At 38.2% G+C, this 11,110-nt stretch carries 21 protein-coding genes and 2 pseudogenes; 10 read left to right on the plus strand and 13 right to left on the minus strand.

Features of this window, described 5'->3' with window-relative positions; translation table 11 throughout:
* Window positions 1-133 (minus strand): annotated as a pseudogene (locus FTV48_RS15225) (hypothetical protein); the annotation flags it as partial.
* A gap of 89 nt (window positions 134-222) precedes the next feature.
* Between FTV48_RS15225 and FTV48_RS12990 the strand changes: the two are divergent.
* Window positions 223-1,386: a hypothetical protein gene (locus FTV48_RS12990; protein WP_180000606.1), complete on the plus strand. Its 1,164-nt coding sequence runs from the start codon at window positions 223-225 to the stop codon at window positions 1,384-1,386.
* An 81-nt stretch (window positions 1,387-1,467) separates the two neighbouring features.
* Here FTV48_RS12990 and FTV48_RS12995 read toward each other — a convergent pair whose 3' ends face one another.
* From FTV48_RS12995 to FTV48_RS13020, 6 genes are all read right to left on the minus strand, one after another.
* Window positions 1,468-1,749, minus strand: a complete 282-nt coding sequence (locus tag FTV48_RS12995) for a hypothetical protein (protein ID WP_180000608.1) — start codon at window positions 1,747-1,749, stop codon at window positions 1,468-1,470.
* 167 nt (window positions 1,750-1,916) lie between these two features.
* Entirely contained in the window at window positions 1,917-2,291 is a 375-nt protein-coding gene (locus FTV48_RS15010; protein ID WP_253602675.1) for a hypothetical protein, read from the minus strand.
* Complete coding sequence (locus FTV48_RS13005; RefSeq protein WP_180000610.1) at window positions 2,291-2,587, minus strand: hypothetical protein; 297 nt, start codon at window positions 2,585-2,587, stop codon at window positions 2,291-2,293. Before FTV48_RS13005 ends, FTV48_RS15010 begins: the two co-directional genes overlap by 1 nt.
* Window positions 2,584-2,850, minus strand: a complete 267-nt coding sequence (locus FTV48_RS13010) for a hypothetical protein (protein ID WP_180000612.1) — start codon at window positions 2,848-2,850, stop codon at window positions 2,584-2,586. Before FTV48_RS13010 ends, FTV48_RS13005 begins: the two co-directional genes overlap by 4 nt.
* The gene (locus FTV48_RS13015; RefSeq protein ID WP_180000614.1) at window positions 2,847-3,182 is read right to left on the minus strand and encodes a hypothetical protein; all 336 of its coding nucleotides are present in this window, start codon (window positions 3,180-3,182) and stop codon (window positions 2,847-2,849) included. The genes FTV48_RS13010 and FTV48_RS13015 overlap by 4 nt, the downstream gene beginning before the upstream one ends.
* A gap of 224 nt (window positions 3,183-3,406) precedes the next feature.
* The gene (locus tag FTV48_RS13020) at window positions 3,407-4,099 is read right to left on the minus strand and encodes an XRE family transcriptional regulator (protein WP_100535048.1); all 693 of its coding nucleotides are present in this window, start codon (window positions 4,097-4,099) and stop codon (window positions 3,407-3,409) included.
* Window positions 4,100-4,317: 218 nt separating this feature from the next.
* Between FTV48_RS13020 and FTV48_RS13025 the strand changes: the two genes are divergently transcribed.
* The 9 genes from FTV48_RS13025 (at window position 4,318) to FTV48_RS13065 (ending at window position 8,281) form a co-directional block, all read left to right on the plus strand.
* Window positions 4,318-4,503 carry a hypothetical protein gene (locus FTV48_RS13025; protein ID WP_180000616.1) on the plus strand — a complete coding sequence of 62 codons (186 nt, stop codon included), beginning with the start codon at window positions 4,318-4,320 and terminating at the stop codon, window positions 4,501-4,503.
* A 97-nt stretch (window positions 4,504-4,600) separates the two neighbouring features.
* A complete protein-coding gene (locus FTV48_RS13030) occupies window positions 4,601-5,260 on the plus strand; it encodes a Rha family transcriptional regulator (protein WP_180000618.1) in 660 nt (219 codons plus the stop codon).
* Window positions 5,257-6,045: a replication protein gene (locus FTV48_RS13035; protein WP_180000620.1), complete on the plus strand. Its 789-nt coding sequence runs from the start codon at window positions 5,257-5,259 to the stop codon at window positions 6,043-6,045. Before FTV48_RS13030 ends, FTV48_RS13035 begins: the two co-directional genes overlap by 4 nt.
* Entirely contained in the window at window positions 6,045-6,659 is a 615-nt protein-coding gene (locus FTV48_RS13040; RefSeq protein WP_180000622.1) for a restriction endonuclease, read from the plus strand. Before FTV48_RS13035 ends, FTV48_RS13040 begins: the two co-directional genes overlap by 1 nt.
* The gene (locus FTV48_RS15230) at window positions 6,656-6,877 is read left to right on the plus strand and encodes a helix-turn-helix domain-containing protein (RefSeq protein WP_180000624.1); all 222 of its coding nucleotides are present in this window, start codon (window positions 6,656-6,658) and stop codon (window positions 6,875-6,877) included. Before FTV48_RS13040 ends, FTV48_RS15230 begins: the two co-directional genes overlap by 4 nt.
* On the plus strand, window positions 6,874-7,113 hold the full coding sequence (locus tag FTV48_RS13050; protein ID WP_180000626.1) for a hypothetical protein: 240 nt from the start codon (window positions 6,874-6,876) through the stop codon (window positions 7,111-7,113). The genes FTV48_RS15230 and FTV48_RS13050 overlap by 4 nt, the downstream gene beginning before the upstream one ends.
* Window positions 7,110-7,280, plus strand: a complete 171-nt coding sequence (locus FTV48_RS13055) for a hypothetical protein (protein ID WP_180000628.1) — start codon at window positions 7,110-7,112, stop codon at window positions 7,278-7,280. Before FTV48_RS13050 ends, FTV48_RS13055 begins: the two co-directional genes overlap by 4 nt.
* Window positions 7,281-7,437: 157 nt before the next feature.
* The gene (locus FTV48_RS13060; RefSeq protein WP_180000630.1) at window positions 7,438-7,869 is read left to right on the plus strand and encodes a hypothetical protein; all 432 of its coding nucleotides are present in this window, start codon (window positions 7,438-7,440) and stop codon (window positions 7,867-7,869) included.
* Between the two features lie 13 nt (window positions 7,870-7,882).
* Window positions 7,883-8,281, plus strand: a complete 399-nt coding sequence (locus FTV48_RS13065) for an antiterminator Q family protein (RefSeq protein WP_180000632.1) — start codon at window positions 7,883-7,885, stop codon at window positions 8,279-8,281.
* Here FTV48_RS13065 and FTV48_RS13070 read toward each other — a convergent pair.
* The 6 genes and pseudogenes from FTV48_RS13070 to FTV48_RS13095 all read right to left on the minus strand — a co-directional run.
* The gene (locus FTV48_RS13070) at window positions 8,261-8,527 is read right to left on the minus strand and encodes a hypothetical protein (protein ID WP_180000634.1); all 267 of its coding nucleotides are present in this window, start codon (window positions 8,525-8,527) and stop codon (window positions 8,261-8,263) included. The genes FTV48_RS13065 and FTV48_RS13070 overlap by 21 nt on opposite strands.
* Before the next feature lie 53 nt (window positions 8,528-8,580).
* A complete protein-coding gene (locus FTV48_RS13075) occupies window positions 8,581-8,940 on the minus strand; it encodes a hypothetical protein (RefSeq protein ID WP_180000637.1) in 360 nt (119 codons plus the stop codon).
* A gap of 28 nt (window positions 8,941-8,968) precedes the next feature.
* On the minus strand, window positions 8,969-9,265 hold the full coding sequence (locus FTV48_RS13080) for a HigA family addiction module antitoxin (RefSeq protein ID WP_218945932.1): 297 nt from the start codon (window positions 9,263-9,265) through the stop codon (window positions 8,969-8,971).
* A gap of 10 nt (window positions 9,266-9,275) precedes the next feature.
* Window positions 9,276-9,554: a type II toxin-antitoxin system RelE/ParE family toxin gene (locus FTV48_RS13085; protein ID WP_163167899.1), complete on the minus strand. Its 279-nt coding sequence runs from the start codon at window positions 9,552-9,554 to the stop codon at window positions 9,276-9,278.
* A gap of 869 nt (window positions 9,555-10,423) precedes the next feature.
* Window positions 10,424-10,849, minus strand: a pseudogene (locus FTV48_RS13090) (hypothetical protein); the annotation flags it as partial.
* A gap of 28 nt (window positions 10,850-10,877) precedes the next feature.
* A partial coding sequence (locus FTV48_RS13095) for an IS1 family transposase (protein ID WP_257218538.1) occupies window positions 10,878-11,110 on the minus strand: 233 nt, incomplete at its 5' end.

Raw genomic sequence — 11,110 nt, forward strand, 5'->3', positions numbered from 1 at the left:
CTACGTTGGCATCATCCAGCGGTGCATCGACTTCATCCAGTACACAAAAAGGAGCCGGATTTAGGCGAAAAATCGCGAATACCAATGCCAATGCCGTTAAAGCCTTTTCTCCACCAGAGAGTAAAGCATGAGATTCTTTCTAGAAATACTGTATTAAAATATACATCAGAAGAAATGACTGAATATTTCACAAATCACCCTTTAATTTAAAGGGTGATTTTTGTGTTGGAAGAAAATAATAAGCTAGAATTAATTATTAAGCATCTTTTAAATAGTGAAATTGAAGATGTAAATGATAATAAAGAGCATATTGAAAAAGCTAGTTGGCTAATTCGTATGATTATTGATGATAAGTTTTTTGATGCTAAAAATGATTTAATAGATGTCTCTGAAGAAAAAGATGAAGAGATTGTTAATTTATTATGTGAAAAAATGAAGCATATTTTTGATGACTGTACAAATCATGAGGCTATAAAAATATTTGTTCAAAAAATAGTATCTATTGATCATTTTAAAATTAAAGTTAATGTGAGATATGAAGAAATAACAAAAATAGTTTTTGATTCAAATTCAGAAATTTCTATTGAAAAGCTAAATGAGCGTATTGAATACTTTTCCATGAATATCGCTATGATGACTGCTAATAATAAGAATGAAAATGAATTATTGAAAATTAATAAAGTACTTGAAAAATTGTTTAGACATTTGAAGCTGGCTTTTTTTCAGAAGCAATATTTTATGTCGGCAGCAGAGTCTGCGACAAAGATTTCAAACCAAGCTGAGCAAACTGCTAAAGAAGCTGAAAAAGTTGCAACTCAAGCTCAGGAAATGGCAAATAAAGCCCAGATTATATCTGGGATGGCGCATGAAACAGTTGGACATGCAAAAAGAGCGGCAAAAAAAGCTGAGGATATCGCTAGTTCAACAAGACAAATGGCTCATGATGCTAATGATCAGATAAAGGAAGCTAAAAAATCTTCAGAAAGTATGATGGTCAATTACGTGACTATCTTGGGTATTTTTGCCACAATTATTATCACTGTCTTTGGTGGGATTAATATTATTGGCTCAACAGTTAAGTTGCTAGAAGGTAATAGTAAATTAACATACTTAGTATTTATTGTTTCTTTCTTAATGATTTGCCTATTGGTATTGATTAGAACACTTACTTCATGGATTAGCTCTTTAAATAACTATAGAGAAGATAAGGTTATAGTTGATAGCCCTAAAAGTTTTTTTAAGACTTCAATCGTATGTTTTTTAATAGTTGTTGTTGTTTCTGGGGTTACCAGTATTATTAATAAACCCGAAGATAATTCTAAAAAAGATGATATTAAAGAGAAGCTTAATTCTGGCAATGTGTTATTTATGAATATTGGAAAATGATTTTAGATTAAGATAAACCACTCTCTGGAGTGGTTTTTATGACATGCTTTGGTGTTTTATTTTTAATACGAATCCATCCCATTAATTTTTTCTTGCTCGTCCACGTTTGGTCACAGGTTTGGCAGTCAAAATTAAGTTTGCCTGTTCTGGATCATAAAGGCATTTACCACGAGTACCTTTGTTGATCTCTGCACAGCGGTCACGGACGGCATCTACACTTATACCGTAGTACTGAGCCAGTTCAGCAGCTGATACTAGTTTTGGGCTTACATCCTTGATCGATACGATCTTTGCACCGCCAACTTCGGAGCCTACAAATAATTGAGGTGCTTCACCTTGCACAGTGATTTGAAAAATTCCCATTTAAGACACCTCCTTTAAGCTCTGAACTACTGATTCAGGTAACCCGAAAAAATCATTTAGAGTTTTATTGAATTCACCGCTTTCAATGAATTGGTCCATCAGATTGACTTGTTTATCGATATTGCTATCTTCACAAGGCTCACACGGTTTTTGCATATCACTCAACTTTACTCTCCCGATCCATTTACCATAGCTTGGTAAACTTGAAGAGCAGGGTGTCGGAATAATCTCTCTCCCAGTGGTGCATTTTCATTAAGGCATTCAGAATTGGCTTTAGTGCCTCTTTGGATCATTGCTTCAGTTGGCTCTTCCGGTACTAAAATAAAACCTTCCGGCATCGCCTGGGCTTTAGCTTCCTTCCATGCTGACCAGCTTAAAATAAGGGCTAAAATCATTTTTCCAGCTTTTTTTTCAACGGCATCTGGAACATCAGTACGTTTGATGTATGCTCCAAATTCAAAAAATGTGTACTGCACAACATGCTCAAAACGCTTAAAGCATTCAGATGCTTCAAAATCAGATTTTATTTTTTCAATATCCATCACGCTGCCATCCTTAATACTTTTGGTGCTTGAGCCCGTAAAGAAACCAGTAAGGGCTTACCAACTTTCAAATACTGCTTAAGAAAAATGGCATAGCGCTTTTGGGTGGCTTCACTCATCTTTCCAGTGCTGTCAATTTCAAGCGTAGGTTTATTTAATTTACTGTATCGAACCAGAGCTGCATGCTTGACCGGTTTTGGTTGATACCCGTCATTCAATAGCCAGTTTTCAAAAGGTGCAGCCAGGCTAAAATGAATTTTCTTGGTGCCTTTGGGTTCAATGGGTGGGTAATTCATGCTTCCTCCTCATCCCATTCAAGGTCTTCGCCAAGTTGATCAGAGTTATCTGTATCAACCAGAATCACAGAGATAATTTCCCAATCAGGCAGGGCATCAGAAGTTTTCTTGATTAGCTCTGGTAGAGATACATCGCCATTCGAGATCATTGATGTAATCCCACTCATGGTAAAACCATCTCCAAAAGCAGCCAAAGCGGCGTGATAGGCTTTACCTTCATTAACTTCCTTGCGAATACGCACTTGATATTTTTTAGTACTCACTTCACACCCCCAGCAATCGCAGCATTAATCTTTTCAATCTCATAACGATCAACATATGCATTAATCGTTTTGTCAAAATGGACCACGTTCAAAATGTCCAGAAACTCGACTGAGGCATCGGCCAGGGCGTATTCAACATAAATGCTGTAATCGTCAGCTTTGACAGTAGCGACACAGATTTGTTTGCAGTTCACGCTTTCAACTTCGTAATGCTTTGCAGCGATGTCGACTTGCGGCTGGTCTTTGATAGATTCAGCTTGGGCAAAGCAGCCTGATAGCGAGATGGCTATAGCGATAAAGCTTGCCTTGATTAGAATTGGGTTTTTATTCATAATAATTTCACTCACGTAAGGGTGGGTCACGCTCCAGGTAGTTGTCGCTACGCTGGGGCTTTTTATTGTTTACGATTTTTATGTTAATTATAGTTAACTATTTAGTCAAGAGATGAGTTGAATGAAGTTTACTTTAGTTAATTTAGACGCAAAAAACCCCCTTTAAAAGGAGGTTAATTTGTTAATAAATGTAAATCAGAGAATTTGTGCCTAAATTTTTAAAGTTAATCTGCGAAATTTAATGACTTACTTAGGATCGCTTCAGCCTTGCCATAAATTTCACATACATCAGGTTCAATGAAGTCGACCATATTTGTAAAGGGAGCCTCTTTATTGATGGGTTGTAAATAATCACCAGAGGTGTCTTTGTGCAAAACACGCAGTACTGGGTTATTTTTTATTATTGCCAAGACTAGGTCTCCATTTTCATAAGACGCTGGTTTAAAATTAATAGCAACAAGTGATGTTGGTGGGATTCTCGGAAGGTTAGCATTGCCGATATCCTTTACCCAAACCCCATCTCCTTGCTCAATTCCTTTTGGAAGAGGCATCACTTCCAGATCAGAAGGTAGAGTAAGTTCTTTATTGTTACCACTTTTTGCTACGTGCATTTGCAAAGATTCTCCTATTTCTACAAGGTTTATAATTGGTCCATAACGCACTCTCGAATGTGAAGAATCTTTACTTTCTTGAGAGTGCGATATTTGAATAGGTTCTTTTCCTGATAAGAGATATTCAACTGATGTATCTAATAGTTTTGCTAAATCATGAATATATTTTGATGAAGGTACACTTTCTCCTTTTGTCCACTTTGTTACAGCTGCTTTACTAACCTTTAAAAATCTCGATATATCTGCACCAGATATATGTCTGCTTTCCATTAGGTGGATTAAGCGATCTGCAAAATAAAAACCCATGTGATGATCTCCGATTTATTTTTTTACAAGGCTCATCTGAGTCCTCATACATATGTCTTGTGGCTTAAACCTGCCACCAAGGTTTACTTAAATAATTTAGTTAACGAATTTAGATGTTTAAACCCCTAAACGTTAACTAATATTAACACTGGTTGTTGAAGCTTGCATTGACCTGTGTTAACTTAAATAAACTAAAAAAGTAAATTAAAGTGAACGAAATGAAGGTGTCTGATTTAAAGAAATTTTATGGAGTGAGCTCCAACATAGAGCTTTCTAAAAAAATCGAACGAACGCGAGTGACTATTTGGAAGTGGCAAAAGCAAGGAATTCCAGTACGAACTCAGGCCGTATTTGAAGTTGAATCGCAAGGGCGGTTGAAGGCTGAGCTTTCAAGAGCTTCTTAATTTTTGGTGGGTGGTATGAGCATGCACATCAAATACAAAAAAGCCCATCTGCTGTAACAGATGAGCTCGATGTTCAAAATCTTGAAGGAAGTGAACAATGAATATGTTAGCACAAACTAAATTCAACTTAAAAACAATGAGTACTCGAGAGGTTTCGAGTATGTCTGGTAAGCAGCACTCTCATGTTATTCGGGATGCCAAACAAGTAATTGATCAGATTATAGATGATCCAAATTTGGATGATCCTTTTTTTCAAACTATTCAGGATGGGCGTGGCTACATATCTGAAATCCATATGGATCGGAATTTAACTTTGTGTTTGGTTTCTGGATATAGCGTCTCACTTCGCATGGCGATAATCAGAAGGTGGGATGAACTAGAAAACCAAAACGCCATCCAACTTCCTCAAACATTTGCAGAAGCACTTCAATTAGCAGCCGATCAGGCTCGAAAAATTGAACTCGACAAGCCAAAAGTGGAGTACTACGAAAAAATCGTAGTACGTGACACCTTGCTTAACGCCACTCAAGTAGCCCAGAAACTTCGAATGTCAGCCATGGCAATGAATAAATACCTTGATCAATTCGATGTGTATAGCCGTGGTGTCAAACGTGCGCGTGTATTCCAGCAATGGTTTATTGATAAAGGCTTTGGTGAGCTTAAGCAAACTGAGCTTGGATTTTCTCAACCAATGTTCACCACCAAAGGTGAAGCATGGGTTATTGAAAAGTTGACAAGTGAAGGGGTGATGCAATGAGTAGTTTTGTTCCTAATAGCTTTCAACTGCCCAATGCTCTAATTGATGATGGTGTAATGGCTGAAATGAAGGGTGCCGCGTTAGCAATCTATATCCTAATTGTTAGAAAAACTCGTGGCTGGCAGAAAGAAACCGATGCAATCAGTATTTCGCAGTTTATGAAATTTACAGGCTATGGAAAAGATGCTGTGATTTCTGGTGCCGAAAAGCTAGTTTTGCTTGGTTTGGTAAGTCGAATTAGTCGTGATCATCAGCCTACACTCTATACATTGAGTGATCTTGCAGAGCGTGAAATTGCCGACTTGTCGGAAAAACCGACTACTGCCAACTTGTCGGAAAATACGACAGGGGTAGTCGGAAAAACCGACAGCAACTTGTCGGAAAATCCGACCCACAATAACAACTCAAAAACAACTAATACAAAAACAAATAAAGATAAGTGTGAAAAAGATAAATCTTCTTCTAAAAAACCAACTGCATTCGATGCAAAACCAGTTGAGTTACCAGTGAACATAAATCGTGATCTATGGATTCAATTTGTTGATATGCGCAACAGCATCAGAAAACCACTTACTGAAAACGCCGTAAATCTTTTGATTAAAAAATTGATTGGCTTTGGTGATCAGGCAAACCAGTCACTGGAAGCTTCAATCATTGGAAGTTATCAAAGTGTTTATCCACCTAAACAACAAACTCCAGTTCAAAACCAACAGCCAATGCAGCGCCGTCGCTTTGGCAACCAGGTAGATCCAAATCAAATGCGCACAGTGGGAGAGTCAAACTAATGAGCAGTATTCAATTATTCGAAAACGCTTTTGCTGTGAACTTTCCAGTTGAAGTGGCAGAACTGGTTTTAAACCGCATTGGTGATGTCTACGGCGCTGAGTTCACTAAAAAATACGCAGGTTATTCAGATGAAGAGCTTGTTCAGTTGGCATGCACTGTTTTGAGTGGCCTCACTCCAGCTGATATCACTCGCGGCATCTTGCGTATGAATTCTGAAGAGTGGTGTCCAAACCTTCCAAAATTCCGCAGCTGGTGTGAACAAGGTGGTGACTGGTGGACTGCAGATATGGCATGGGCCAAAGCATTGCAGTTTGAAAATGATAAAAAATCGGAAATTACGACACTTGCGAAGCGCAGTCTGGACGAAGTGCGCCATATCCTCAACGTAGAGGGGCAGAAAGCAGCGCATTACGCCTTTAATGCGATTTATCAGGACTACCTTGCACGGGCGAAGGAGAAAGGCTGTGTGCAGCAAATGTGGAAGAAAAAAGACAAGACCGAAAAGGCTAAGGCTCTAACTTATGACGAGCGTAATCGTAAAGGTGTGCCATGTCCGCCTGAATTGGCTGCAAAGGTGAAAGGTGCTTTTAAGCGTATGGGGGATGCAGCGTGAAATTAACATTTCATAAAGAAGATTTACTTCAAGCAATTACAGACCATGAAGGCAAGGTGCGCAAGAAACTTGTGACTGCACTGGAAAATGCCTTGATTGAGGAGGCTTTGATTCTAACTCGCGGAAATCAAACCCAGGCAGCCAGGATGCTTGGTATGAGTCGAGGATCTGTTCAGCAGAAATATATGGTACTTAGAAAAGCTGGAGTGAAGGCATGAATTTAATCGAAAAATTGGGGCTGGAAAAGTGTAAGGCGATTTTGGATGGGGCGCCTGAGTGGGCACAAGGTTTTTGTTTTGAGCTAAGTGTTTATGCAGCATCCAATAAAGGAGTCAAACTTGATATTACTTGCCTAGACGACCTCCGCACCGCTCTAGCCGATCACGACCGTATTGATACATGCACTGATATCAAAAACCACATTAGCCCGAATACAAAGGTGAGCGAGAGATGAGAGAACAATTCGAAGTTTTCTTCATGGCTCAGTCTTTCTACCTGCAACTGAAATATATCTATGGGGATCGCTTATTTGATTTTGACCAAGGGATTGGGTACCGCAACTTAACCGTGCAGATCGCATATGTGTGCTGGTGCAAAGATGATAAGGAGTTTGTGATTTGATTTCTGAATATTTGATTTTAAATGATGCTGAGTGCAGCAAGTGTCGAACACATGAAGATGTGGTTATGGATGAGGATGGGGACTTAATTTGCACAGACTGCCTTTTTGAAAGGTCATGTAAAGAAATGTTTTTCGATGAATACGACGAGGATGATGAATGAAAGTCCTCATCGGCATCGATACAGGAGTTAAAACCGGTTACGCCGTGGCAATGGACCATGGCACCGGTGGGGAGTTGCACCAGGTGGAGTGCTTAAGTATCACCAAGGCAATGCAGGCTGTCCAGAAGATAAAAGCAATTCATGGGAAAGATAATTTAAAGCTGTATATCGAAGATGCACGTAAGCGTACTTGGTTTACTGGCGGTAAAGAAAAAGCTCAAGGCGTGGGGTCAGTAAAGCGTGATGCGCAGATTTGGGAAGACTGGTGTATAGAGCAAGAGTTCAATTACATCATGGTCCACCCAAAAGCTAATGCTACTAAAACCAAAGCGGATCTATTTAAGAAGATCACTGGTTGGACTAGCCGCACGAATGAGCATGCACGTGATGCAGCAATGTTGGTTTTTAAAAGATTTTGGAAGGTTTAAGGAAAGAATATAAATGAGCACAATTGTAGAAGTAAAACCAACGGTTCGAATGATGCAGAATGAATTGGCGCAATGGGGTAAGTGGGCGCGTCATGCTTCATATAATCCAAGTGAATTGACTTATACATCACCAACATATGGTTTGATGCGTTTGAAAGAGGGGCAGAAGTCGTCTGGTATTCAGGTGATGCTAGATGATGATGCTTTAGTTGCTATTGATCACCTGGTGACGCAGTTGCGCTTTTCACGGCCAGATCTATACCAGTGGATTGAGTTCCACTATTTGAAAGGGATTCCTGTGGCTGTGCTTGCAAGTCAGACTAAATTAGCTAGATATAAAATTGATGGGTATTTGTTGGCAGCCGAAACATGGGTCGACTGCCAATTAATTTCATACTTGGCTAGGTTTTAGTTTCTCAAAATTTGTCAAAGCTTTGAGATTTAAGAATGTTGGGAAAGGAGTTCTCCATTGTGGGATGTATATAGATCCCCACTCTTGTTTCTCTGCGATTTCGTAGATACTGTCAATTAGGGAAAAATCTTTCCAATTCAGAATAAAACACACATTTTCTAGGAATGCTGGATTTTCAGCTCGAGCAAAAATTTTCGTTGGGTGCCTTTGATTATTAATATAAAGAGTTAAATGTGGCCACCACATCGAAAAAGTCCTTTTATCTTGTATTGTTTTAGAGGCAGATTTTAAATATAAAATTAAATCTGCCTCGCATAATTCATTGAAAGAAACAATTTCTTCATCATAATTCTGTTTCCAATTAGCTCTGAATAAATATAATTATCTTGGTCATTAATATAATAAAAATGAGTACTATCTACCGACACTGACTGTCTAGGATGATCATATATAAATGCTAAAAACTTTATTTTTTCAACATATCTTACTTTATAATTCTCATCAATCTGAATTAGCTCAAAATTTTTAATATCTGAATAATATCCTCGGCTGTAAGCATTAATGAAAACTTTTTTCCTTAATTCATAATTACTAGGAAAACTTCTAGAAGGATTTCCATGCACTACTTCAATTTCTTTATCTTTCTTTGAAAAAAACACAGTTAATATCTCTATTTCATATTTTAATTTAACAACTAATAAAAAATGGTTGAATCTTTGGACGCTGTTTTTGTGATTCAATCCAAAGTGAGTGCTTAGATTGAACACGCATTAACAAGTCTGCACTGATACCTAAAGCATCATGTAAACGTAAAGCTACATCTGCCGTTACAGGCGCTTTGCCATTAATAATTCTAGAAAGTAATGGACGTGTTATTTGAATGCGTTCAGCAAGTTCTGTAATTGTAATCGCTTGTCCTTCTTCTTTTAAACCATCTAACCATTCAGAAATTAACTCGCCTGCATGAGCTGGATTATTCATCATCATGTTCACCTCAATGATAGTCCTGATAGTCCACGATATACGCATTGCCATCTTTAAAAATAAAAGTCAGACGCCAATTAGCATTGACAGTAATTGCCCAGTGATCTTTTAATTTACCCTTCAAAGGATGAAGCTTCCACCCAGGGAAATTCATTTCATCAATGCTTTGCGCTTCATTCAAAGCAGTTAATTGTCTTTTTAACTTTGTTGAATGAACAGACTGAATACCTGCTGTAGAACTGGTTTTAAAAAATCGTTCCAGTCCTTTATGATTAAAATCTACAATCACAAAAAATCATCCTTTGTATAGTTTTAATATACAGTAACTCGTTCAGTAAAACTATACACAACACATAATATTTAGTTTGGGTAAATAGCCTAAGCATTATGAGAGATTGAGTAAACACACTCTCTATCTCCAAAACTAACTAACTAAATGCTCTCAACTCTCTCAACTCTACCCCAAAGCGTCGCACTTCGTGCTTTGGCTTTGGTGAACGGTTGAGAGAGTTTCGGCAATACTCACCCTAAGGGCGGTCATTTTAAAAAATAACCTATCCCCTAAGTATTGCCGATTTACCTGTATATATTTGGCTTCGGAGCCACGTATATCGGTCGTATCCGCACATAGCTTTGCTGACTATGCAGACAAGGACTCAAAGTCTTGCACTTCGCTCCACGCGCTCCCTGTCGTTACATTGCCTGTATCTCTGCGAGGGTTTCCCCAACTTACAACTTAACAAGTCCTATGTAACTACTCCCAACGCTCCGCCTATGTGAAGTTCCCCTGTAAGCGGTTTAGCCTTTCGACCATAGCTACAATACGCCAGTGACACTTATTCCTACCACACGTACTGCATGCCGACCGTAAAACGGACACGCAGAAGCGGGCAAAGCTCGATCTAGGATACTTATTTGACGATTTAAAACACGAATTAACGAAGACTTATCATTTTGAGGCTTGATATAAACACTGTTTATTGTGAAAATAGAATTCAGGTACAAGCCTTTTGGTGAAATCATAACGGTCGTCAAACCTTATGATCTTCGTTACTTGATGTTCTAGCATCAAATAACTGCGTACCGCTGAATTTACTGGAAAACCCCTCTAAGTTGCAAGACTTAGAGGGGTTTTTGTTTATAATTTTAAATTACAAGTTACTTATCCTTGTTTAAAGCAAATTTTCGCTTCTTAATTACAGTAATTGGCTTTTCTTGTGGAGCCATATTTTTCTGAATGGCTCCCTGCTTCATCTCTACTGGGACAGCACTATTTTCAGTAGTCTTTGGACTAGATTCTTTAGGCTTTGACTCTGTTGGCTTTTGCAGAGTTGCTTCCTTATTTTTAATTTTTATATAAATTTTATGAGCAACTGTATTGTGCTCCTTAATTTCCCTGTTCTTATCAGCCAATTTTTTATACTGTTCTTTAAAAGGTCTTATAAATTTTTTGATAGCTGATAAGAACACGGCTTCTTCAGGGTATATGTCCGCTAATGTCTTAGGTGTTTCCTTTTGCACGAAATTGATGAGATCGGCTGGAAATTTATTAAGAATCTCTGGAGTAGCAAAGCTTACAAAATCAGGTGGTGTTTCAAAAAGTATGCTGGCATTAAACGAATCCATTATTGATATAAAAGAACACTAAATCAAAGGCTTTGAAATGATTTTCAAGCTTTTTGGAGAAGTTGCAGCTTCTCCTAAAGCCTCGCCTGATTCGATGCCGTAATCGACAATTATTGCCTTCTATACCCACAGTGAAAAATTTACCAATCAACTGTTTGCATTCTTTAAAGGTCGTAACAAAGCTATCCCAATGGTCACTTGATATACATGTATAGCTTA

Origin of the sequence: Acinetobacter sp. YH18001 (assembly GCF_013416975.1) — a bacterium.
GTDB classification, from domain to species: domain Bacteria; phylum Pseudomonadota; class Gammaproteobacteria; order Pseudomonadales; family Moraxellaceae; genus Acinetobacter; species Acinetobacter pseudolwoffii.

Coding starts and splice junctions, on each gene's coding strand:
- FTV48_RS13035 (WP_180000620.1), top strand. CDS start 5,257: ATGAGTAGTTTTGTTCCTAATAGCTTTCAACTGCCCAATGCTCTAATT.
- FTV48_RS13005 (WP_180000610.1), bottom strand. CDS start 2,587: ATGAATTACCCACCCATTGAACCCAAAGGCACCAAGAAAATTCATTTT.
- FTV48_RS13060 (WP_180000630.1), top strand. CDS start 7,438: ATGAAAGTCCTCATCGGCATCGATACAGGAGTTAAAACCGGTTACGCC.
- FTV48_RS13055 (WP_180000628.1), top strand. CDS start 7,110: ATGAGAGAACAATTCGAAGTTTTCTTCATGGCTCAGTCTTTCTACCTG.
- FTV48_RS13015 (WP_180000614.1), bottom strand. CDS start 3,182: ATGAATAAAAACCCAATTCTAATCAAGGCAAGCTTTATCGCTATAGCC.
- FTV48_RS15010 (WP_253602675.1), bottom strand. CDS start 2,291: ATGGATATTGAAAAAATAAAATCTGATTTTGAAGCATCTGAATGCTTT.
- FTV48_RS13030 (WP_180000618.1), top strand. CDS start 4,601: ATGAATATGTTAGCACAAACTAAATTCAACTTAAAAACAATGAGTACT.
- FTV48_RS13020 (WP_100535048.1), bottom strand. CDS start 4,099: ATGGGTTTTTATTTTGCAGATCGCTTAATCCACCTAATGGAAAGCAGA.
- FTV48_RS13070 (WP_180000634.1), bottom strand. CDS start 8,527: ATGTGGTGGCCACATTTAACTCTTTATATTAATAATCAAAGGCACCCA.
- FTV48_RS12995 (WP_180000608.1), bottom strand. CDS start 1,749: ATGGGAATTTTTCAAATCACTGTGCAAGGTGAAGCACCTCAATTATTT.
- FTV48_RS13025 (WP_180000616.1), top strand. CDS start 4,318: ATGAAGGTGTCTGATTTAAAGAAATTTTATGGAGTGAGCTCCAACATA.
- FTV48_RS13080 (WP_218945932.1), bottom strand. CDS start 9,265: ATGATGAATAATCCAGCTCATGCAGGCGAGTTAATTTCTGAATGGTTA.
- FTV48_RS13040 (WP_180000622.1), top strand. CDS start 6,045: ATGAGCAGTATTCAATTATTCGAAAACGCTTTTGCTGTGAACTTTCCA.
- FTV48_RS13050 (WP_180000626.1), top strand. CDS start 6,874: ATGAATTTAATCGAAAAATTGGGGCTGGAAAAGTGTAAGGCGATTTTG.
- FTV48_RS13065 (WP_180000632.1), top strand. CDS start 7,883: ATGAGCACAATTGTAGAAGTAAAACCAACGGTTCGAATGATGCAGAAT.